This is a genomic window from Bacillus sp. FSL L8-0099, from assembly GCF_038006385.1.
GTDB lineage: Bacteria > Bacillota > Bacilli > Bacillales > Bacillaceae_G > Bacillus_A > Bacillus_A toyonensis.
In genome coordinates, this window is record NZ_JBBOVC010000003.1 from 292,803 (window position 1) to 316,340 (window position 23,538).

A 23,538-nucleotide genomic window follows, 5' to 3' on the forward strand; every position below is an offset into this window, starting at 1 on the left:
AAAATTCGTAAGTTAATAGATATAGATTATTAACTTAAAACATCATAATTTCAATGGTCTAAAGACAACGGCCTTTCATTAATATAACAAATGGAAGGTTATTTGATTCCCTATTTTTGGATATGCGAAATTGCATAAAAAAACATGTTTAAATAAGACGCGCTTTTATATATAACTAGATATAGAGAAGGAAAATTATTGTTTAGGGTTAATTTAAAATTTTTAATTTAATCGATGTGTGGTTGTATTCCTTTTAGAGAGAAATTAAGCAGTTAGCCTTTGCTAATCGCTCTTTTATTAGAGCTATTTAACTGTCGTTGTTAAGATGAATATCCGCATAAGAATCTTTATATTTAGGAAGGAATAAAAAATGAAAAAAATCGTATCAACACTATGTATAGCTGGAGTGACTTTAACTATTTTAGGAGCATGTCCTCAAAGTAGCTATGCTCATCTCGATCAAATTGATTTAAATGAGAATGATCCTATTACTGCAAGATGGTCTGCAGAAGCTCCGTATCATTCTGATAAAAGTACACATTTATGGATTGCAAAACAAGCTATTGAAATTATGAAAACAGAATCTAATATTGAAGCAAATAAGCAGGCTGTGGACTTTTTAAATTATCCACAATATAAAGATCTATTTTCTAAAGGATTATATGATGCAGATTATAATGCAGAGTTTAACGATGGTGGAACAGGAATAGGCGGCGTTTTTAAAGGCGGATGGAAATCTCATTTTTATGATCCTGATACTAAAGAAAATTATAGAGGAGAAACAAATCCAACGGCTCTTACACAAGGTAAGAAATACTTTTATGAATCTGGAGAACATTTACGAAATAAGGACTATGAAAAAGCTTTCTATTACTTAGGAGTAGCCACGCACTACTTTACAGATGCTACCCAACCTATGCATGCAGCAAATTTTACTGCAATTGATACGAGAGCTATAAAATATCATAGCTACTTTGAAAATTATGTTACAACCATTCAAAATCAATTTGCAGTCAATACTGGAGGGAACTATAACAATTCTCTATCCACACCTGAAGAATGGATTGATTATGCAGCTCGAGTAGCTAAACCTGAAATCCAAAATATTACTAATGATAAAACATTTAAGTATTATAATAGTGGTAAGGCACAATTGTGGCAAGAAATGGTTACCCCAGCTGTGCAGCGAAGCTTAGGAGAAGCTCAGCGCAATACCGCAGGTTTCTTAAATCTGTGGTTTAAAACTTTTACTGAAAATGTGAAAGCTCCAAGTATAGAGACTGCATTAATCTATGATATAGAGGGAAACGTCATAGAAGCAGGGAAAAACTATTATATCGTACCAAGTGAATCTCCTTATCAAGGTCTAACATTTGAATGGTATATAGCAAATCGTTACGATTATGTCACACTTGCAAATAAAGAAAACAATGGTTTATCTGGTACACCTATGGAATTTGAATTCTACAAAGAAAATGATGCAAAGCTACACCATGGGGAGAGTATATATCTTCGCATGAAGCACTCAAATTACGACCAATTCCAATATTTAAATTGGTCTAATTATTCTAGTTGGATTCACCTTGCTCAAAAATCTGATAGTTTAGCTGATTTTAAAATTAAAATTAACCTGGATAATCCTACAGAATATAATATTTTTACAGATGACTATCCATTAAATTATGAGAATATAAATGCAAAGAAAAATTGGATTGTACTAGGTGAAAAAAAGCAAAAGCCTAGCTCATGGAAGTTTATTCCTGTTAGATAACCTAAAAAAACACTCGTCCTTAATCAGAACGAGTGTTTTTTTTATTCCGTATAATACTTTAAATCAATAGTTATATCACAATGAACTGGTAAAAAAATATATAAAGGTATATAGAAAAAAATGAGATACTTCCTAAAAAGGATACCGAAAGGAAATTAACAAAAACAATAGATGGTATAAGGCATAAACATGGCAAGAATTCAATTATGAGGAGTATCAGCTATATTAAAGGACCTAAACAAAGTGAAAGAAATGGAAAAGTTGGTGGACATAAAGCATACGAAGCAATACAGATCATGATTGGTAGGACTATGATGGGATGGGTATCAATAAAACAAGGATTTAAGAATTAAGTGAAATGTATTAGAGACAAAATAAGGTGCTGATGTCTATTTTAGATGAACAAAAATTAGAGTCTATAAATAATATTTTGTACTGTGCGATTGCTGAAAATAAGAGAGTATGTATTTCATATCAAATACAAAGCATGTTCCGAATGGGAGGAATTATGATTGAATGTCGAAATAGTAACAATTTTGTTACTATTTGTTGATATATGTCGTTTTAAATGTTATATTTATAACAACAAAGAAAGAGTAAACAAAAAACCCTTATCAAGTTTTATTTCAGAATTTTTAGTTTTCTCTACCTATGTACTTCTTGTGTCGAAGAAGTTTGTGCATTTTTTTCCACTCTTTCTTTGTTCACCCTACATAAGAAAGCAATCTGTTTTTATACAGGTTGTTTTTTTTTTGCGTTATAACGTCCAGCAAAAACATGGAGTGGCTTTGCAATATGTTTTGTAATTAAACTTGTAGTTTACTTCGATTACGGTTTAAAAAAATAATAGCTTACAAAAGGGACAAAAGGAAAATGCAGTATAATGAAAAGGCTGTTGTCCTATTAGGACAGCAGTTTTTGTCGTACTGGTACAAAAAATAATATCAATGTTTATACTGAAAGCAATGAAAAAAGCACGTCACTTTTTTTCATTACTATGATATGGATTGTAAAGAATTATGATTAAATATCGAAAAAGTAACAATTATGTTACCTTTTGTTGATATATGTCTTTTTGATGCTATATTCATAATAACAAAGAAAGAGTAAACAGAAACCCTAACTAGTATGATATCAGAATTCTTAGTTCTATCTAATCGATCTACTTTTTGTGCTTTATAAGTTTGTGTCTTTTTTGCCATTCTTTCTTTGTTTTACCCTTAAATGAAAACAATCTGTTTTTATACAGGTTGTTTTCTTTTGTAAAAATATAATTTATTTTATTATTTTAAGGTTAAAGTAAGACATGTACTATGAATTATAATGTTCATTGCTTGTTTATCATATAATTATTATATGATAATTATGGGGTTTTATTTTAAAAAAAGATTTTTGCTAATAATTTATATATCTAGTATGTTATCTTTTTCTTTTTTAAGGAACAAAAAGATGATGTAACATAATGGAAAAGTTGCTGTCCTAAAGGACAACAACTTTTTTCTATACTGGTGCAAAAAAATTAATAATTTCATTGAGCAAGAGAATCATTATTTAAATTGTCTGGGTTTCAAAACTTCGCTATGATTCTCGAATAATAAACATTCATAAATCGGTAATATAGATCAAAGTATTGGTTCGAACTACTGATTTCTATAATACTGCTCGTCCATTAATTGGTTGAACTGGTCGGTTATTCGTTGGGAATAATTTATGGAACACTTTAATTTGTTTTTTGGACATCTCTATTGTCTGTTTCATCACAATCCATTGGACATTTTCAGTACAAGGAGGTGTGGTCAAAGACCCCATGTAACGGAATGATGAATAATCTGAAGGAAGAATCTGTTTTATATCAATGGTATGTTGCACATCGGCCTTTATATTTTTTCTGTGCGGGAGATTTTGCCACATTGCTGCAAAACCTTCGTTTTTTTGTCCTTCTTTTATCATAATACCTATTACTGCTAACTGACCTTGATCATTTTGATGGACTAGATGTAATTCCATATCAGCATGTTTTCCTTCAAATTGGTGCTCACTTGGTGTATGAAAATGGAATTGTTTTAATGTGTAACGATTTCCTCCTAGCGTGAGATAATCATCAGAACTATTTGCTTTTCCCTCAATACTATGCCCATTATTTTTAATAGAAAATGATATTGGTTGATAGTTTATTTGCAAAAGATTATTATCAACTGTTGATTTTATTTGTTCTGCTTTGATATCTATCGGAGATTGTTCTTGACCATTTAAACACATTTTGTATTCTGGTTTCAATTCTCCCCAGTGCTCTGGACCTGTAGTCCCTTTATATGACCACTGCGTATTTTCCTTCGTAGATTGTTTTTGCGGAGCCTCTTGTTTTGCTGTGTTACATCCCATCAACACTACACTCATTGTTAATATAAGGGGAGTTTTATAAACAAACTTTAAGCCTTTCATACTGTTTCCTCCTTAGATGATAAAATATTGTATTTAAAGAATATTGCTTGTAACTAAAGGTTCTGTTACAAATTCGCCAAAAATATTAAGAATTTAGAGAAGCATTCCTCGATTGTTATGCAATTTAAGTTATTGAATAGAAAAATGGAATACGGAAACTATACAGTTAATTTAGGGGAAAAGGAATAACTACGCTTCTTACCCAAGTTAGAAAACCTTTATACAAAGTCAGGTTGCAGGCGATAATTTTTAAATACTATGAGAAATGGAAGTAAGAGCATATTACATTTCTATCGTTCTATTTGTCTTCATGTAGGACTAAATAGAATAACTTTTTACCCATACCCAAAATCGATTATGTAATCTAATTATGATTCAAATTACTTAACCTGGTCATATTTAGTTGGCATTACTGTATTCATTCCGAAGCATGGATGTTTGGTCATTCTTATATTCATCATCCTCATGCCTAATTGATATTGACTTTCATTTTATATTTATTATAATTATATATAGATTATTAAAAAAAAATCAATATAGATTTATAATCTTTGATGTGATACTATGTATTTCTGGTTATGTTGAAGAGTTTTCAACAAGAAGTTATTTTCCTAAATCTACGAAATAGAGAAATCAGTTTAATTGGATCCACCTTTCATCAACATCAAGCTAAAAAACAACCCAAATATAAAAAGATTGAATTCTCAAGATGAAAATGCACAATTTTGTTTTAAGTGCGTCATAAAATTTATAAGTTGATGGAGAGATAGGGTGACCTCTACTAGGTAGTGGTAATATTAGTTTGTGAAAAAAATGTCGAATTTGTGAGAATTTTGTGATTTTTTGTCTTGTGATACTTTATATTTAGTGCTAAACTCATAATACAAAGAAAGAGTAGCTGAAAATATCCCCATCCGAACATAAAAGACTGAAGATTCAGTCTAATCAACGAATGAATAATATTCATGTTTACTACTCTTTCTTTGTTTTATTTTATATATAATATTGAACATTATGAATAGATAGCGGGGTGAATGGAATGTAATTATTCGGTAAAAGTAGAGAATAAGTATTCTGTTGTTTGTATGACATCTTAATGTATAACATACTTATTACAAATATTTGTAGAGAGAATTGAGACGGTTTTTTCAATCTAGCAATGAAAAATTTGAGTTCATACAAATAATTATGAATCTAGTCAACAAACTGAGAATTTCATTGAAGATTCGGTATAACGAGATTTAGCCATGGAGTTTATTATTCATGCAGATTTTAATTAAGATTCTAAATGCATAAGTAGACCAAAATTGATAAACGTTTTTGGTAATCTTTTTGAAAATTATAAGACTATCTAATTAAAAATCTGAGAAATGATTTCCAAGTGACATTTGAATAAACAAAATTATTTGTGATTTATATTTTTACTAAATGAATCAAGAATTAGGTAGTGGTTTAGAACAATTATTTAAGGACAATATTTTGGTGTATATAGGAGGGAGTATAAAATAAGGATCTTATCTCGAGGGGGGTATTAATTTACGTTTGGTTTCTTTAATTACAAAATCAATTACAAAAACTACAAAAACTATCTTTGGCATTTAAAAAGCCCTATATTACGGATGGGAGCATGAAAGAATGCCTATAGGAGGGGGAAAAAGATTCTGGTGAATAATGTTATAAATCATTTAAAAACGATATCAAAAAACTGAATATATTGATATTATGAATATAAAAACAATAAAAAGTAATATCAATAAACTAATAACGTTGAAATAAAAACATTATTAATCAGAAATGTATGCTCAAAATAAGACGGTAGATATGATATAAAATCTCGGGATTTTATAGGAATGATGAAAAACGTAACTTCGCCAGTTACAATTATATCAAAAATTGTTTAACTTGTAAATATTAAACTTAGTGAAATTAATGTTACATTTTAAAAATGAAGTTTAGTAGAGTACAAGAGAATTATTTATAGAAATTTGTTTTCAAGCTTTATGTGTATAACGATTAAAAGAAATGGAATACCATCAGCCTATAAAGTCATTGTCATTGCATATTCATATTAGAGCCATCTAATTATAACTGATAGGAGAATGACATGATCAAGAGAGTAACTGCGATTTTTTCGATTCTAATGCTTTTTATATTTACTATAGGTCAGAGTTTTACATCCATAATAGCAAGTGCACAGGAGTTAAATACAACAGGATTTGTTGATAGTTTTACAATCGATAAAACGACGCTTGATTCCGCAGAAACAACAAGAATAGCAGTACAGTTTAGTGATAAATCTGGGAATCAAATGAAAGCTGGAGATACACTAACATTAACGTTACCTTCGGAATTGAAGGGATATAGTGGAACGATTCCATTAAATAATGATGTAGGTGCTAATTTTGGTACTTGTCAAATAAAGACAAATAATGTCGTATGTACATTTAGTGATACAGTTGAGAAACTTCAAAATATTAGAGGGAATTTTTATTTCCAAGTCAAAGCAATTAATGTTGCACATGGACAAACGGTAACAACTGAAACGAATTTAGGTACACAATTAGAAAAGAAAACGGTAACGATTATTGGCCCGACTGATGGTGGTAGTGGTGGATCTTCACCGTTTTCGTACAAAACAGGTGATATTAAACCAGAAAACACTGATGAAATACAATGGGTTTTAAATGTAAATACGTCAAAACAAAATGTAGATAGTGATATTGTTTTGGTTGATACTTTACAAGAAGGGCAAACGCTTAATCAAGATAGTCTCCGTATTGGAGGATTTGCAGCTCCAATGACACCACAAGAATTCCAAGCGCAAGGTTATGGAACGGTTACATTTATTGGTGATAATGGATTTAAGGCTGTTATCAATAAAGATAAAGCCAATGGTCTTACTTTTGTTTTTGAATATAAAGCAAATATAACTGATAGTGGAAAGAAATTAGCAGCATTTTATAATAATTATACCGTAGACTACAAGGTTACAGGTGAAGAGCAAGTATCTAAATCAGATAGTGTTAGTGTTAAAAATATAGATCAGGGCGGCGGTGCGCAAGGCGATTTACCTCCTAAGGGAACGTTAAGAATTGTGAAGCATATTGCCGGTGATGAGACAAAATTTATACCAAATGTTTCATTTAACTTGTATACGGAGTCAGGTCAGCAAATTGGTAGTACGTATATAACGGATGGACAAGGTATGGTCGAGGTTCCTAATTTAGATCCAGGGAACTATTATGTGCAAGAAGTTTCAGCTCCAGACTATTTGGATTTTGATTCTAAAGCAAAAGTAAACTTTACAGTTGATGCGAATGCTCAAAAAGGTGTAAAGCTTATGATTCCAAATAAAGTGAAAATGACATCTGTTTCAGGAACGAAAACATGGAATGACAACAATGCAACAGATCGTCCAAGCTCAATTCAAGTAGAGTTACTGCAAAATGGAAATTCAATCAAAACACAAGAAGTAACAGCAGTGAATAGCTGGAACTATACGTTTGCAGATTTACCTGCATATGATAATGATGGTAATGCTTTTACTTATACAATAAAAGAGAAACCAGTAGCGGGATACAAATCGGAAGTAAATGGCTATAACATTACGAATACAAAAGATGCAAAGACATCTGTTTCAGGAACGAAAACATGGAATGACAACAATGCAACAGATCGTCCAAGCTCAATCCAAGTAGATTTATTGCAAAATGGGAACGTAATCCAAACAAAAGAAGTAACAGCAGCAAATAGTTGGAAGTATACATTTGCAGACTTAGCACAATACGATATGAATGGTGTTGCTTATACGTATACAGTAAAAGAACAACCGGTAGTGGGATACAAATCAGAAGTAAATGGCTACAACATCACAAATACAAAAGTAGCGAAAATGACAGTAGCAGGAACGAAGAAGTGGAAAGACGGAAATGCAACAGATCGTCCAAGCTCAATCCAAGTAGATTTACTACAAAACGGAAATGTAATCCAAACAAAAGAAGTAACAGCGGCAAATGATTGGAAATATTCATTTACAAATATAGAATCATATGATGTGAATGGTAGTGCCTATACGTATACAGTAAAAGAACGACCAGTAGCGGGATACAAATCAGAAATAAACGGTTATGACATTATAAATACAAAAGTAGGTCAAACAACGGTAGAAGGAATAAAAACGTGGAAGGACGGAAACGCAACAAATCGTCCGACAACAATCAAAGTAGACTTACTACAAAATGGTCAAGTAGTTGCGACGCAAGAAGTAAGTGAAGCAACAGGCTGGAAATATGGATTCAAAGACTTAGCAGCATATGATGCCGAAGGAAATGCGTATAAGTATGAAGTAAAAGAACAACCGGTGGATGGATATAAAACAGAAGTAAACGGTTATGACATTACCAATACAAAAGATGCAAAAACATCTGTTTCAGGAACGAAAACATGGAATGACAACAATGCAACAGATCGTCCGAGCTCAATCCAAGTAGATTTACTGCAAAACGGAAATGTAATCCAAACACAAGAAGTAACAGCAGCGAACGGTTGGAATTATACATTTGTAGACCTAGCGCAATATGATGCAAATGGTGTTGCTTATACGTATACAGTGAAAGAAAAACCGGTAGCGGGATACAAAACAGAAGTAAATGGCTACAACATTACAAATACAAAAGTAGCGAAAATGACAGTAGAAGGAACAAAGAAGTGGAAAGACGGAAATGCAACAGATCGTCCGACAATGATCAAAGTAGACTTACTACAAAATGGAAATGTGATCAAAACACAAGACGTACTAGCAGTAATAGGTTGGAAATATATATTTGCAGATTTAGAAGCATACGATGCGAATGGAGTAGCTTATCAATATGAAGTGAAAGAACACCTAGTAGCGGGATACAAATCAGAGATAAGCGGTTATGATATTACGAATACAAAAGTAGGCCAAACAACGGTAGAAGGAACAAAGACATGGAAAGACGGAAACGCAACAAATCGTCCAGAAATGATCAAAGTGGACTTACTACAAAATGGTAAAGTAATTGATACAAAAGAAGTGAGCGCAGCGAGCGAATGGAAATATGCGTTTACAGACTTAGCGGCATATGATGCCGAAGGAAATGCGTACAAGTATGAAGTGAAAGAACAACCAGTAAATGGATATAAATCAGAAGTAAAAGGCTATGACATTACAAATACAAAAGTAGCGCAAACAACAGTAGAAGGAACGAAGACGTGGAAGGACGGAAACGCAACAAATCGTCCAGAAATGATCAAAGTGGACTTACTACAAAATAGCAAAGTGATTGATACAAAAGAAGTGAGCGCAGCGGGCGAATGGAAATATGCGTTTACAGACTTAGCGGCATATGATGCCGAAGGAAATGCGTACAAGTATGAAGTAAAAGAACAACCAGTAGATGGATATAAATCAGAGGTTCATGGTTATGACATTACGAATACAAAAGTAGCGCAAACAACAGTAGAAGGAACGAAGACGTGGAAGGACGGAAACGCAACAAATCGTCCAGAAATGATCAAAGTGGACTTACTACAAAATGGCAAAATGATTGATACAAAAGAAGTGAGCGCAGCGGGCGAATGGAAATATGCGTTTACAGACTTAGCGGCATATGATGCCGAAGGAAATGCGTACAAGTATGAAGTAAAAGAACAACCAGTAGATGGATATAAATCAGAGGTTCATGGTTATGACATTACAAATACAAAAGTAGCGCAAACAACAGTAGAAGGAACGAAGATGTGGAAGGACGGAAACGCAACAAATCGTCCAGAAATGATCAAAGTGGACTTACTACAAAATGGCAAAATGATTGATACAAAAGAAGTGAGCGCAGCGGGCGAATGGAAATATGCGTTTACAGATTTAGCGGCATATGATGCCGAAGGAAATGCATATAAGTATGAAGTAAAAGAACAACCGGTGGATGGATATAAATCAGAGGTTCATGGTTATGACATTACGAATACAAAAGTAGCGCAAACAACAGTAGAAGGAACGAAGACGTGGAAGGACGGAAACGCAACAAATCGTCCCACAATGATCAAAGTAGACTTACTACAAAATGGAAATGTGATTAAAACACAAGACGTACTAGCAGTAATAGGTTGGAAATATATATTTGCAGATTTAGAAGCATACGATGCGAATGGAATAGCTTACCAATATGAAGTGAAAGAACACCTAGTAGCGGGATACAAATCAGAGGTAAGCGGTTATGATATTACGAATACAAAAGTAGGCCAAACAACGGTAGAAGGAACGAAGACGTGGAAAGATGGAAATGCGACAAACCGTCCGACGACGATCAAAGTAGACCTACTACAAAATGGCAAAGTAATTGATACAAAAGAAGTGAGCGCAGCGGGCGAATGGAAATATGCGTTTACAGATTTAGCGGCATATGATGCCGAAGGAAATGCATATAAGTATGAAGTAAAAGAACAACCAGTAGATGGATATAAATCAGAGGTTCATGGTTATGACATTACAAATACAAAAGTAGCGCAAACAACAGTAGAAGGAACGAAGACGTGGAAAGATGGAAATGCGACAAACCGTCCGACAACAATCAAAGTAGACCTACTACAAAATGGCAAAGTAATTGATACAAAAGAAGTGAGCGCAGCGGGCGAATGGAAATATGCGTTTACAGATTTAGCGGCATATGATGCCGAAGGAAATGCATATAAGTATGAAGTAAAAGAACAACCAGTAGATGGATATAAATCAGAGGTTCATGGTTATGACATTACAAATACAAAAGTAGCGCAAACAACAGTAGAAGGAACGAAAACGTGGAAAGATGGAAATGCGACAAGCCGTCCGACAACGATCAAAGCAGACCTACTACAAAATGGCAAAGTAATTGATACAAAAGAAGTGAGCGCAGCGGGCGAATGGAAATATGCGTTTACAGACTTAGCGGCATATGATGCCGAAGGAAATGCATACAAGTATGAAGTAAAAGAACAACCGGTGGATGGATATAAATCAGAGGTTCATGGTTATGACATTACGAATACAAAAGTAGCGAAATTAACAGTAGAAGGAACAAAAACGTGGAACGATAACAACGCAACAGATCGTCCAAGCTCGATTAAAGTAGACTTACTACAAAACGGTAAAGTAGTAGATACAAAAGAAGCAACAGCGGCAACAAACTGGAAATATGCATTTGCGGATGTAGAAGCATATGACGCAAATGGAGTAGCATACAAGTATGAAGTGAAGGAACAGCCAGTAGCGGGATACCAATCTGACGTACACGGTTATGACATCACAAATACAAAAGTAGGCGAAACAAAAGTAGAAGGAACGAAAACATGGAAAGACGATAACGTAACAAATCGTCCAAGCTCGATCAAAGTAGACTTACTACAAAACGGTAAAGTAGTAGATACAAAAGAAGTAACAGCGGCAACAGAATGGAAGTATACGTTTGAAAAGCTACAAGCATACGATGCGAATGGAGTAGCGTACAAGTATGAAGTAAAAGAACAGCCAATAGCTGGATATGAACCAAAAGTAAATGGTTACGACATCACAAATACAAAAGTAGGCCAAACAAAGGTAGAAGGAACGAAGACATGGAAAGACGATAACGCGAAAGATCGTCCGGAAATGATTACAGTAGACCTTTTACAAAATGGTACAGTGATTTCGACGCAAGAAGTAAGCAAAGTAACAGGCTGGAAATACGAATTCAAAGATTTAGCAGCGTATGATACAGAAGGTAAAGCATACAAGTATGAAGTGAAAGAGCAAGCAGTACCAGGATATGAATCAAAAGTAAGTGGTACTGACATCACAAATACAAAAGTAGGTCAAACAAAAGTAGAAGGAACGAAGACATGGAAAGACGGAAATGCGAAAGATCGTCCTGCAATGATCCAAGTAGACTTACTACAAAACGGTAAAGTAGTAGATACAAAAGAAGTAACAGCGGCAACAGAATGGAAGTACACATTTGAAAACCTCAAAGCATACGATGCAGAAGGTAAAGCATACAAGTATGAAATAAAAGAACAAGCAGTACCAGGATATGAATCAAAAGTAAGTGGTACTGACATCACAAATACAAAAGTAGGCCAAACAAAGGTAGAAGGAACGAAGACATGGAAAGACGGAAATGCGAAAGATCGTCCGGAAATAATCAAAGTAGACTTACTACAAAATGGCAAAGTAATTGCAACACAAGAGGTAAGTAAAGCAAGTGAATGGAAGTACGTGTTTACAGATTTAGCTGCATATGATGCCGAAGGAAATGCATACAAGTATGAAGTAAAAGAACAGCCAGTAGATGGATATAAATCAGAGGTAAAAGGTTATGACATTACGAATACAAAAGTAGGCGAAACAAAAGTAGAAGGAACGAAGACATGGAAGGATGGAGATGTAAAAAACCGTCCGGAAATGATCAAGATTGATCTACTACAAAATGGCAAAGTGATCGCAACAAAAGAAGTGAGCGCAGCAGATGAATGGAAATATGCGTTTACAGATTTAGCGGCACATGATGCCGAAGGAAATGTATACAAGTATGAAGTGAAAGAACAACCAGTGGATGGATATAAATCAGAGGTAAAAGGTTATGACATTACAAATACAAAAGTAGGCGAAACAAAAGTAGAAGGAACGAAGACATGGAAGGATGACAATGCGAAAGACCGTCCGACAATGATCAAGGTAGATCTACTACAAAATGGCAAAGTGATCGCGACAAAAGAAGTGAGCGCAGCAGATGAATGGAAATATGCGTTTACAGACTTAGCGGCATATGATGCCGAAGGAAATGCATATAAGTATGAAGTGAAAGAACAACCAGTGAATGGATATAAATCAGAGGTACATGGTTATGACATCACGAATATAAAAGATCCAAGTACGGATCCAAAAAATCCAAGTACAGATCCAAAAGATCCAAGTACGAATCCAAAAGATCCAAATATAGATTCAAAAAATCCACCTACTCAAGAAAATTCTAAGACATCAGTATGGCTTCCTAAAACAGGTGGAACATCAATGGATATGATTTCATATATTGCTGGAATGTTGTTATTGGCTTTAGGTGGATTCGTATTTGTTCGTCAACGAATGAGATAAAAAGACTTGTTATGTTGGTTTGAATGATAGCTTGATCAAAGTATTGCTGTAAATATTGATTTTATAAATAGAGGAGACCCACACATTTTGAAAAAAGTTTAATCAAAATGTGTGGGTCTTAATTTTAGATTTCTTAAGTTTTTATAATCAATTGTGTTTACTTTCATTTAATCCACCCTCAGAGAGTAGATATAGGTAGATCTATATTGACTGTTGTTCCTTTTCCTACTTCACTTTCAATAAATATCTTTCCTTGGTGCTTCTCAATAATTTTATAACAGATCATTAATCCTAAACCAATACCATTTTCTTTGAGACTATAGAATGGTTCTCCTAGGTAAGGTATACGTTTCTGTTCAATTCCACACCCATAATCAGTAAATCGAATGTTTACTTGATTTTGATCAGGTGCATATTCGATTTGAATCAAGATTTCCCCTCCCATTGAAGTTGCCTCAATTGCATTTTTTAAGATATTTATAAAAGCTTGCTTTAATTGATTACATTCACAAAGTATGAATGAAGTATCAGATGTAAACTGAGTTTTAATTTGTATGCAATTCATTGTCGCTTGAGGTTCAAGTAACATTACAACTTGCTTCATTAATACATTCAGGTCATTAGTTTTAATTTCTAATGCTTCAGGTTTTGCTAATGTCATAAATTCGTTAGTAATACTATCTATACGTTCAATCTCTGATAATACTATATCAATGTATTGCTCAGTGCCCTTATTTCCCATTGATTTTAATAACTGCATAAAACCTTTCATCGCTGTTAAAGGATTTTTAATTTCATGAGCAATTGCAGTGGATAATTGACCTACTACAGCAAGTTTCTCCGATTTTCGTAATAATTCCTCTGTTTTTAGCCGTTCGGTGATATCTCGAGAGATACTCAAGAAAACTTTTTTGTCATTCAAGTTAAACACACGAACAGAGAATTCAATTGTCATGGTCTTTCCTTTAGGAAAAGTAAATTCATCTTGTAATGTGAAGGTAGTTTGCCCTTCTCTAATTTTTTCAATTATTTTTCCTACCATTGGAGAATCTGGTGGAACGTTACTAGGAAATGACATCGAAAGAAGCTCTTCTCTACTATATCCAAATCTTTTACACGCAACAGGATTTACTTCGATAAAGCGAGTTGGAAGTTGATCCTCATTTAGCTCCACTACATATACTGCATCAGTTGCTTGTTCGATGAGTGCACGATATTTCATTTCACTGTCACTTAATTGCTGGTGTAATTTACGCAGTGCTCTTTCTGCTTGTTTCCTTTCAGAAATGTCCCTAAAAATCCCTGATAAAGCAATTACATTACCCCTAAAATCTAGAATAGGTGAAATCGTTAGGCTTACATCAATAAGAGTTTTATCTTTTTTTTGTCTAACAGTTTCTAAACAGGTGATAATCGGGTCTTTCGTATTGGTATTTTTAATGTGGTTTATATATTCCAAAGTTTGGTCTATTAAAAATTCAGGTACGCAAGGTAATTTTTTTCCTATGGATTCTTCTTCTGACCAACCAAATATCCTCTCATAAGCTTTATTCGCTTGCAATATATGTCCATCTAAATCAAATATAGTAATAGCATCTACGTTATGATTAACAAATGATTCTAATCGCTCTTTCGTTACTTTCAACTCATTTTCCGCATTTATTCTCTGCGTTATATCAACAGTAGAACCAACTACTTCAATCACTTTTCCCTCTCTTTTAACAGGCCTTAGAGAGAAAAGGACACCCCCCTTATCATTTGGCCATGGTACTTCGAAAGTAACATCTTCACCATCCCATGCCCTGTGATAATGTTTTAGTAGTTGAGGAACTAAATGAAATGGAACAATGGCGGGATCTAAAGCCATTAAACTCTTCCCAACAACTTGTTCAGAGTGAAACCCTTGTTGATAAAATAATTGTCCATCACACAAAGTATGAACTATATTCCCATTCACTTTTTTAAATTTAAAGATACCTCCTTGCAGTTCATGTACAGTTTCTTTTAACTCTTGCCTTGATTCTAGTAATGTTTCATTTGCTTTAGCTAATTCTTGTGTTAAAGAATATAATTTTTGATAGGATTCCATAAGAAAAATACCAATCAAGAGTCCACAAGATATAAATAACGTACCTTGAATGTCAAGAAGTATAAGTGGTATAGACGGATAAAAGAATCCAAATACCAAATGGATTATAGCTATATAAACAGCTAGATAAAGAAAGATACTTTTAAAAGCATGGATATTTTTGAGATATGTTTGAAATAAGGTATATATAGTAGCTATTCCTAATGCAGCTATCAAGGCGGGTATCCAATCGCCATCAAGGTAAAAGATACGCATAAATAAAATAAACATTAATGTAATCCAGCCGGCTGTACGACCAAAATAAATAAACGAAATGATAAGGGGAACCGCTCGAAGGTCATAAAACAATCCCATGTGCTCAAAATTAAAAATCATCAAAATAGCAGCTATGATACCTGCAAATATGCCTCCAAATAACTTTAGTGATTTGGGATCCATTTTCCTTATAAATACTTGGATAAAAATAGCTGAACTAACTAAGAAAGCAAAAATAGATAGATTAATGAAGAATCCTGTGAAGAGCATATGATATTCCCCCTCGTTAAGTGTGTTGGAAATATTGTGAATTTTTTTATAGTAATTGTGCGATGATTAGACTTGTTATTTAGAACAGGGAAATGAGTAGTAATGAAAATTTAGCTCCTTTTTATCTTTTTCCAACAGAAAATCCCACACTAAAATATTGGAATGTATGAAATGTCAATTTTAGATAGAAAATGAATGCTGGTAGACTTATATATTGAAAGTATCATGCAAGAAAGAGGGGCACAATCCCATGTTAGTAAATAAAGAATATAAGTTTCGTATTTATTTAAATAAGCGATAAGAAATATAAATTACTAAAATCATTGGTTGCAGTCGTCTTTTAACTGTAGGAACTACAAGAATAGCTTAATGAATAAGAAACCAATAGGTTCCTATACTTAACTCCCACTTCAAACAGTCGATTAGTATTTTAAATAGTGCGTAATTTAAAATATTTTCTTTGTTAATATAAAAATAATAAAGCAGCTATTAAAAAAAGAAAACAATTTGGATAGGAACAAATTGTTTTCTTCTAGAAGGGTACAACAAAGAAAGAGTAGGGAAGCAATGCACAAACATGCCAATTAAACGGAGTGGAAAAAACATTAAAGACTGAAAAATCAGAAAATTAATTCAACTAAGGGTCCTCTTTAATCTCTTTCTTTGTAAGTACAAGTTTAACATTAAAAACAAGATAAAACAACAAAAAAATACAAAATTCTGATAAATTCGACAATTAACTAACTACTAATCAAAGTGGTCTATTTTCATATAGATTTCTGGGTTCTGTTGCGAAAATGACTTAATCTCCCCACTTTAATATTTTATAATTGCTTTATTAAAAATCAATGAAATACTTTTGTAACATTTATGAAAGAGATATGAAAGATGTTTAAAGTAACATGAACTTTAGAACATTGATTTTAAATTATTCAAAAGCAAAAAAACGTACTAAGAAAGCACAACAAAAATAAAAAAATATTTAAAACAAATGGGATAGGAAAGAAAACAATTCCTGCCACAGCGGATTAGGTATTTTTGTAGAATATATTTGATATAAGGAAGTGCAATTATGAGTAATGTAAAAATTATTACTTACGTTTTAAGTAAACCAGAACGAGATCATGAAGATCTTATTAAAGCTATCAAAAATTATGAAACATGGGAAAAAATCACAGAGTTTACTTGGATTGTTGCAACCACTAATTCATGTATTAACATTATGAATATTTTAAAGAAACACTTGCATTCTAATGATCGCATGTTTGTAGCCGAGCTTACTGGTATTTCAGCTTGGAAAAATATTCTTTGCAAAACTTAATTTTTAAAAGAATATCTTTAATTTAGAATGAAGATGGTTTCTACGGAGTTAACTGTGTTTATACATTGGAATCAGTTAACTAATCAATTTGGAATATTGATAACTGGGTATTTAATGAGAACGTAAGAAATGACCATTAGTTCCCATCATCTAACTTAATTCTACGTAAGGAGATCCTAACATCAGGTTTCCATATGTAGTGTAGTTAAAATCTAGAGCAGACAAAGGATTTCTAAAGAACCGATGAAACGTATATCAAAGAAAAGGCCAATGGATATATCTGTATTATGCCGTGGATTACGAAGAAAATACGATTGATTTTTATCTCAGTAGAACAAGTGACAGCAGGACTGCAAGGCGATTCTTCAAGAAAACTTTGTGGTATTTTCCATATTTTTAAGTCTCGTATTATAGCAGTCTATAAGAATCCAGTTTATCTAATAGTAGTAATAGAAGATTTGAAAAAAGAGAACTAGATGACAGCAGGCATCCAAATCAAGCAATTCAAATACTTGAACAACATAGTAGAATAAACCCATTGATTTATTAAAAAGCGAGTTCCTTCTATGTTAGGATTAAAATCTGTTTACACATTAAAGTTCATTATTTATAGAATAGAAGTGATGCATCTTGTGAAAAAACAGTGAAGTATTTTAAGGAATTAGTCTGTTCAAAATTAGAAAGAATCAAGTAATTATTTGGTATTACTGCATAAGCTTGATCCCCTTAAGATATGTATAATTTTCCAAGAACATAGCATGTTTATACTGGGACCTTTAATCTTCTAGAGATTAAAGGTCCCAGTATTTTTGTGTTAAAGTGACCATCTGGCTTATATAATTATGATTTCTATTGAATGTACGTTCAATGTGTTTTATTCTTAATTGGCAATAATATTCTGTTACGTTTATATGAATAACTTATGTATTCTTTAAGAGTAAATAAGAAAAATATTTTTTCGTTATCAATAAGAGAACCGAGGAGATTTTAAGAATGAGAAAAAGAATTGCAATAATAGAAGATGAAGATAATATTCGAGAAATATGCAAACGGTACTTAGAAAGAGAAGGGTATGAAGTATACACAGCTGTAAACGGAGAAGAAGGTTGGAATTTATTTCAGCAATATCAGCCAGATCTCATTATTTTAGATTTGATGATGCCGAAAAAAGATGGATGGGAACTATGCGAGGAAATTCGTCAACACTCCAATGTTCCTATTATTATTTTGACTGCTAGGGAAGAAGAAAGAGATCGAATTTTGGGATTAACAATAGGTGCAGATGATTATGTAACAAAGCCGTTTTCGCCTCGTGAATTAGTATTAAGGGTACAAATTGTATTACGGAGAGGTCATCAAGCAACAATACAAGTACAAGAAACAGTATCAGAAATAATAAGATTCCTAGATTTAGAGATTCACCCAACTAAAAGAAAGGTATTTGTTTGTGGGCACGAAATTGAGTTAACAGTGAAAGAATTTGAGGTACTTCATACTATGGCAAAGCATCCAAGACAAGTATTTTCAAGATCTCAACTTCTTGAAAAAATTTGGGGTTTCGATTATGACGGATGTATAAATACAGTAACAGTTTTAGTAAGTCGCCTACGTGAGAAATTAGAAAAACATACAACAAAGAATCGTTGGATTCATACAGTTTGGGGCATAGGATATAGCTTTGAACCAGATGGAGGAAATGAAGTATGAAGTTACGTTATCAATTGTTGCTCATGAATTTATTAAGTACGGGTATTATGTTAATCTCTATCTGGTATAGCGAAAGAAAAATGCTACTTAGACCAGAACAGACAAGGTTATTTATAGTAATCGTGATTGTAGCACTAATTATTTCAACAATTATTTACTGGTTAATGACACGTCCTATTATGAAATCGATCCAAAATTTAATTGCATTAACCAAAGAGTTTAGTGATAGACATTTTGAAACGATGTACATAATTGGAAAAGAACCGGAAGAGTTTAAAGAATTAGCCACAGCTTTTCAAGAAATGGCAAAAAAATTAGAAGAAAGCTTTACTAAGTTAGAAAAAGGAGAAAAAGAACGCACTGAGCTGATTGCGAATATTTCCCATGACTTACGAACTCCTCTTGCTAGCATACAATTGATGATAGAAGCGTTACAGGATGGTTTAATTGCAGATGCTGATATGAAAAAGCAGTATCTAACGACAATTCTAAGCGAAATACAACGATTAAATGGATTAATTAATGATTTATTTGAACTGTCTAAGTTAGAACTTGGACAAGAAGCATTTCATCCAAATTTAATACATGTAGATAGTATTCTATTAAAAGTAATAGATTCACATGCTATCATATTGAAAGACAAAGAAATTGATTTGCAATTACATGTTTCGGATACATTGCCAAAACTTTGGATTATGCCATGTAAAATAGCACGAGTTATCAATAATTTGCTACATAATGCGATTCGTCATTCTTCTATATGTGGCAAAATCGAGTTAATTGTAGAGGAAAATAAACAAAAACAGCAAGTTATATTCACTTTGCGTGATGAAGGGGAAGGGATTTCCTATATTGAACAATTACGTATATTTGAACGCTTTTTCAGAACAGACCCATCAAGAAGTTCACAATCTGGAGGATCAGGACTTGGACTTGCTATTGCAAAATCACTAGTGGAAATGCATCAAGGAGAAATTGGTGTTCGGAGTCGTCCAGATGGAAAACAAGGATGTGAATTTTGGTTTACTCTTCCTGTTACACTAGAAAAGAAATAATTCGATTAAAAGACTTTTTTGTCAGCAATCAATGTATCTAAAAATGAAAAACATTCGAATTTTCTGAGTTTTTTATTTGCATAAGCGAAAAAATTTGAATCCCAAAAGAAAAAAGAATCCCTTATTTCTTTTGGGATTCTTTTTTCTAAAGCTTGCTCATACAAATAATCTGCACATCAATTCATCTTTGAGATACAGATCATTTGGTTGGTTATTTATATCTTGATTTACTAAGATAAAAATCAATTGTATTTTCTTCTGAATCAGCAACAAAATACAGGTGCATCCATTGCTTTTTGAATTTGATATATGTTTCATCGACTCTATAGGGGGCATTTGGTTGTTTTAGATCATGTCGGATTCTTTTGTCCAAGGCTGATGAATCCAACGCATAATTGTTATAGAAGTAATGGATAAATTCCGTTATTCTAACGTTTTCAACAAGTTATGGAAACTTAATATTGATGTAGCCGTAGTACATAATGGTTATTTGGAAAAATACCACTTCTGACTATTATATATAATAGTTAACTTTCCTCTATATGGATATGCAATTTTACATATCCATATAGAGGAAGAAATAAGTGAATAGTATTGAAAAATTATACTAAAATAATTTTTGGAAATGAAAATTCACCTAGTTAAATTAAATTAAGTACCTTTTTATCAGTATTATTAAATTATAATTATTTTAATTATGGAAGTGTAGTTGCATAGCAATTTTAGAAGTATAGTATTTTAATTTGTACACATATTAAATAATTAAGATAAAAAAACAAAAAAGGACAAAATTATACAAAAATCAACAAAATTTTACTATATACGCAATGAAAATTTGATGTTTTAATAAGGGCACAAGATGTTAGTTACATTTTAAGACATATAAAATCAAGATTATCTTCGTATATGCCTTTTATGTAATGACTTAGGAAATAAGTTTATAGTAGGGCATTATGTACAAATGTTTACAATCTATATTTATATTCCTAAAAACTCATCTTTAAAATAATCTATACAGATTAATAGTTACAATGTTAGATTTCAAATTAATTAAAATTTAGTCCAATTATTTTATCAAAAGACACCAATAAATGGGAGGGATCACCATGAAAAAAGCGTTAGTCGCAGGGTTATTAGTTACAGCAGTATCTACAAGTTGCTTCTCACCTGTAAATACTTTTGCAGAAAGTAATACAACTTATTTACAACCAAGTAGTATACTTGGACCCGCTATGGATAGGTTATCAAATTCGATTACGAACTTAGGATCACAGACGCCATTAATTCAAGGATATGGGCTAATCATATTACAGCAACCAGATCTTGATGTAAGTACTATATATGGAATAACAACTGATCAAGGCACTGTAAGAAACCATGTTCGAGACTGCCTGGATGTAAATAACCACAAATTATCCGTTGTAAATCAAGAGATACAGAGTTTCGGAATAAGATTTGCAAATTACTACAATAAATTAGTTGAACTATCTGGAAAGATCAATGAAGATTCGGAAGCAAGAGCATTATTTGTACGTATTTTTAACTTACTTCAAGGTGACGTGCAAAAAATTCAGTATAATATGAAAATAACTTCAGAAGACTTAAACGATTCTAAAAACGAATTGGTTGAAGATAGTAATAAATTTTCTAGTAAAGTTAGCAAAGCGTTTGAATCTTATAAGGGTTCCGACGGAGACATTGAAAAATTAAGAACGGAAATGGGACAACTTAATGCAGGCATTCAAGAAGATTTTGAAAAACTTCTAGCTCTACCAAAAGAAAATCTAGACGGTTCTTTAAATATTACAAAGTCGGTTATTAATATTTTGAAAGACGGAGTTAAGGATAAAACTGTAGACGTGTCTAATTTGGAAGCGGTTTATAACCAATATGGACAACTCACAAATGATAAAGTAACAGAACTGAATAAAGCTATTGCACAGAAGCAACAGAAATTAATTCAATTGGTACAAAATTTATCCAATATTGAAGTGCAAGCAACTCAAATGACACTTATTGAGCAGCAATTAAATAATTTTACAAGAACAGTTAAAAAGCAAACTCAGAGTTTTGACAATCTAGTAAGTAGTTGGGACACCTTTAATATCATAATGATTGAAACGGGGACAAGTCTTAATACTGATGCAAAAATAGATTCAAATTCATTACAAGCACGATTAAAAGAGCTTAAACAGTTTACGGATGAATTGAAAAAACAAGCAACGGAATATCAAGAGAGTGTTACAAAAATAAAAGTAACAGGATGAGATTTGTAGAATTCAGAACAATAATTCTTAGTAATGTAAGGAGAGAAAAATGTGATGAAAAAACCTTATAAAGTAATGGCTTTATCTACATTAATTGCAACAATCGTAGCGGGTGGCATTATGCCATCATATGCCTCGGCAGAGGCACCTGCACCTATTTATGCAAATCAAGACTTTAAATACCCTAGTTATTACCTTGGACCAACAGGGCTTGATAATGCGATGAAGGACACTAAATCCAATATGTTGGTAATGGACCTGTATGCTTTAACTATTCTTAAACAAGCAGATATTAATTTGGATGGTTTACCTTCAGTTGGCGATAATTTAAAAACAGCCATTAAAGCCAACCAAAATCTTACTAGAGAAAATGCAACATACTGGTTAAATAATTTGAAATCAGGGATAGTTACGACGAATCAAAATATTATCAGTTATGATACAAAATTCCAAAATTATTCTCGTTATTTATTACAATATAAAAATGATCCAGTCAAACTAACAGCTTTGCTTACAAAGTTGAATGCTGAAATTTCACAGAATAAAGATCAAGTGACCAAATTAGTGGAGGATTTAAAAAACTTTCGCGGCAAATTAGAAAAAGATACACAAAATTTAAAAGGGAATGCTGAAGAAATTGTAAATGTTTTAACTGGTCAAGAAGCTGGAATTCCACTGTTTCAGAAACAAATCGAAACAAATAAAGCATTAATCGATGAGAATAACAAAATTTATATTGCATCGTCGGTTGCAACTGCTGCTGGTGCATATTTAGTTCTTACACCTTTTGCGCCCATTGGTGCACCTATATTAGGAGGCGGGATATACGGAGTAGTTTCATCGCAGCAGCAGATAATCAAGGCACAAGAAGAAATTATAACGCTAACACAAAATATTTCAATGGCGCAACTACAGTCAGCTAGGTTAACGATAGTGCAAAGTGATATTAAAAATTTAACAGATACAATTGATAAAGCTATTGTTTCTCTTGAAAATATAAAGACTGCGTGGGATGGAATGGGAACAAAATATGACTCATTGATTAAGAGTGCTAAAGCTGTTGACCCAGAATTCCTTGCTATGGATATAACAGCAGATCTGGATACAGCGAAGGATCATTGGGCGGATATTAGAAAGTATGCTGAAAATATTCAAAGTAGTGAGATTTCATTCGTAGAAGATAAAAAATAATATTACTTCAAGAAATTGCCGAAGTAATGAAAATATAATATAC

10 protein-coding genes and 2 pseudogenes are annotated in these 23,538 nt (G+C 32.6%); 9 read left to right on the forward strand and 3 right to left on the reverse strand.

The window, feature by feature from the left end:
• Nucleotides 1-370: 370 nt before the first annotated feature.
• Nucleotides 371-1,771: a zinc dependent phospholipase C family protein gene (locus MHH42_RS30655; RefSeq protein WP_070174379.1), complete on the forward strand. Its 1,401-nt coding sequence runs from the start codon at nt 371-373 to the stop codon at nt 1,769-1,771.
• Nucleotides 1,772-1,977: 206 nt separating this feature from the next.
• A complete protein-coding gene (locus MHH42_RS30660) occupies nt 1,978-2,124 on the forward strand; it encodes a hypothetical protein (RefSeq protein WP_242476309.1) in 147 nt (48 codons plus the stop codon).
• 1,297 nt (nt 2,125-3,421) lie between these two features.
• On the opposite strand, the gene MHH42_RS30670 is transcribed toward MHH42_RS30660, so the two are convergent.
• Nucleotides 3,422-4,213 carry a carbonic anhydrase gene (locus MHH42_RS30670; protein ID WP_070174378.1) on the reverse strand — a complete coding sequence of 264 codons (792 nt, stop codon included), beginning with the start codon at nt 4,211-4,213 and terminating at the stop codon, nt 3,422-3,424.
• A gap of 2,104 nt (nt 4,214-6,317) precedes the next feature.
• Here MHH42_RS30670 and MHH42_RS30675 point away from each other — a divergent pair.
• Complete coding sequence (locus MHH42_RS30675) at nt 6,318-13,340, forward strand: Cna B-type domain-containing protein (RefSeq protein WP_340895391.1); 7,023 nt, start codon at nt 6,318-6,320, stop codon at nt 13,338-13,340.
• A gap of 178 nt (nt 13,341-13,518) precedes the next feature.
• Here MHH42_RS30675 and MHH42_RS30680 read toward each other — a convergent pair whose 3' ends face one another.
• Nucleotides 13,519-15,954, reverse strand: coding sequence for a PAS domain S-box protein (locus tag MHH42_RS30680; protein ID WP_340895393.1), 2,436 nt, complete (start codon nt 15,952-15,954; stop codon nt 13,519-13,521).
• A gap of 1,072 nt (nt 15,955-17,026) precedes the next feature.
• Here MHH42_RS30680 and MHH42_RS30685 point away from each other — a divergent pair.
• The 4 genes and pseudogenes from MHH42_RS30685 (at nt 17,027) to MHH42_RS30700 (ending at nt 20,037) form a co-directional block, all read left to right on the forward strand.
• On the forward strand, nt 17,027-17,275 hold the full coding sequence (locus MHH42_RS30685; RefSeq protein ID WP_097854536.1) for a CRISPR-associated protein Cas2: 249 nt from the start codon (nt 17,027-17,029) through the stop codon (nt 17,273-17,275).
• A gap of 236 nt (nt 17,276-17,511) precedes the next feature.
• A pseudogene (locus tag MHH42_RS32520) lies at nt 17,512-17,919 on the forward strand (DDE-type integrase/transposase/recombinase); the annotation flags it as partial.
• Between the two features lie 349 nt (nt 17,920-18,268).
• Nucleotides 18,269-18,982: a response regulator transcription factor gene (locus MHH42_RS30695; RefSeq protein WP_097854535.1), complete on the forward strand. Its 714-nt coding sequence runs from the start codon at nt 18,269-18,271 to the stop codon at nt 18,980-18,982.
• Entirely contained in the window at nt 18,979-20,037 is a 1,059-nt protein-coding gene (locus MHH42_RS30700; RefSeq protein WP_097838227.1) for a sensor histidine kinase, read from the forward strand. The genes MHH42_RS30695 and MHH42_RS30700 overlap by 4 nt, the downstream gene beginning before the upstream one ends.
• Before the next feature lie 220 nt (nt 20,038-20,257).
• Here MHH42_RS30700 and MHH42_RS30705 read toward each other — a convergent pair.
• Nucleotides 20,258-20,496, reverse strand: a pseudogene (locus tag MHH42_RS30705) (DDE-type integrase/transposase/recombinase); the annotation flags it as partial.
• A 647-nt stretch (nt 20,497-21,143) separates the two neighbouring features.
• Here MHH42_RS30705 and nheA point away from each other — a divergent pair.
• Together nheA and nheB are read left to right on the forward strand one after the other, a co-directional pair.
• Nucleotides 21,144-22,304, forward strand: coding sequence for a non-hemolytic enterotoxin subunit A (gene nheA / locus MHH42_RS30710; protein WP_340895398.1), 1,161 nt, complete (start codon nt 21,144-21,146; stop codon nt 22,302-22,304).
• Between the two features lie 54 nt (nt 22,305-22,358).
• Nucleotides 22,359-23,495, forward strand: coding sequence for a non-hemolytic enterotoxin subunit B (gene nheB, locus MHH42_RS30715; protein ID WP_340895427.1), 1,137 nt, complete (start codon nt 22,359-22,361; stop codon nt 23,493-23,495).
• The last annotated feature ends 43 nt before the right edge of the window (nt 23,496-23,538 follow it).

What these genes read in the sequence shown, in the direction of transcription:
- nheA (WP_340895398.1), top strand. Translation starts at nt 21,144, where the DNA reads ATGAAAAAAGCGTTAGTCGCAGGGTTATTAGTTACAGCAGTATCTACA.
- MHH42_RS30660 (WP_242476309.1), top strand. Translation starts at nt 1,978, where the DNA reads ATGAGGAGTATCAGCTATATTAAAGGACCTAAACAAAGTGAAAGAAAT.
- nheB (WP_340895427.1), top strand. Translation starts at nt 22,359, where the DNA reads ATGAAAAAACCTTATAAAGTAATGGCTTTATCTACATTAATTGCAACA.
- MHH42_RS30680 (WP_340895393.1), bottom strand. Translation starts at nt 15,954, where the DNA reads ATGCTCTTCACAGGATTCTTCATTAATCTATCTATTTTTGCTTTCTTA.
- MHH42_RS30685 (WP_097854536.1), top strand. Translation starts at nt 17,027, where the DNA reads ATGAGTAATGTAAAAATTATTACTTACGTTTTAAGTAAACCAGAACGA.
- MHH42_RS30670 (WP_070174378.1), bottom strand. Translation starts at nt 4,213, where the DNA reads ATGAAAGGCTTAAAGTTTGTTTATAAAACTCCCCTTATATTAACAATG.
- MHH42_RS30675 (WP_340895391.1), top strand. Translation starts at nt 6,318, where the DNA reads ATGATCAAGAGAGTAACTGCGATTTTTTCGATTCTAATGCTTTTTATA.
- MHH42_RS30695 (WP_097854535.1), top strand. Translation starts at nt 18,269, where the DNA reads ATGAGAAAAAGAATTGCAATAATAGAAGATGAAGATAATATTCGAGAA.
- MHH42_RS30655 (WP_070174379.1), top strand. Translation starts at nt 371, where the DNA reads ATGAAAAAAATCGTATCAACACTATGTATAGCTGGAGTGACTTTAACT.
- MHH42_RS30700 (WP_097838227.1), top strand. Translation starts at nt 18,979, where the DNA reads ATGAAGTTACGTTATCAATTGTTGCTCATGAATTTATTAAGTACGGGT.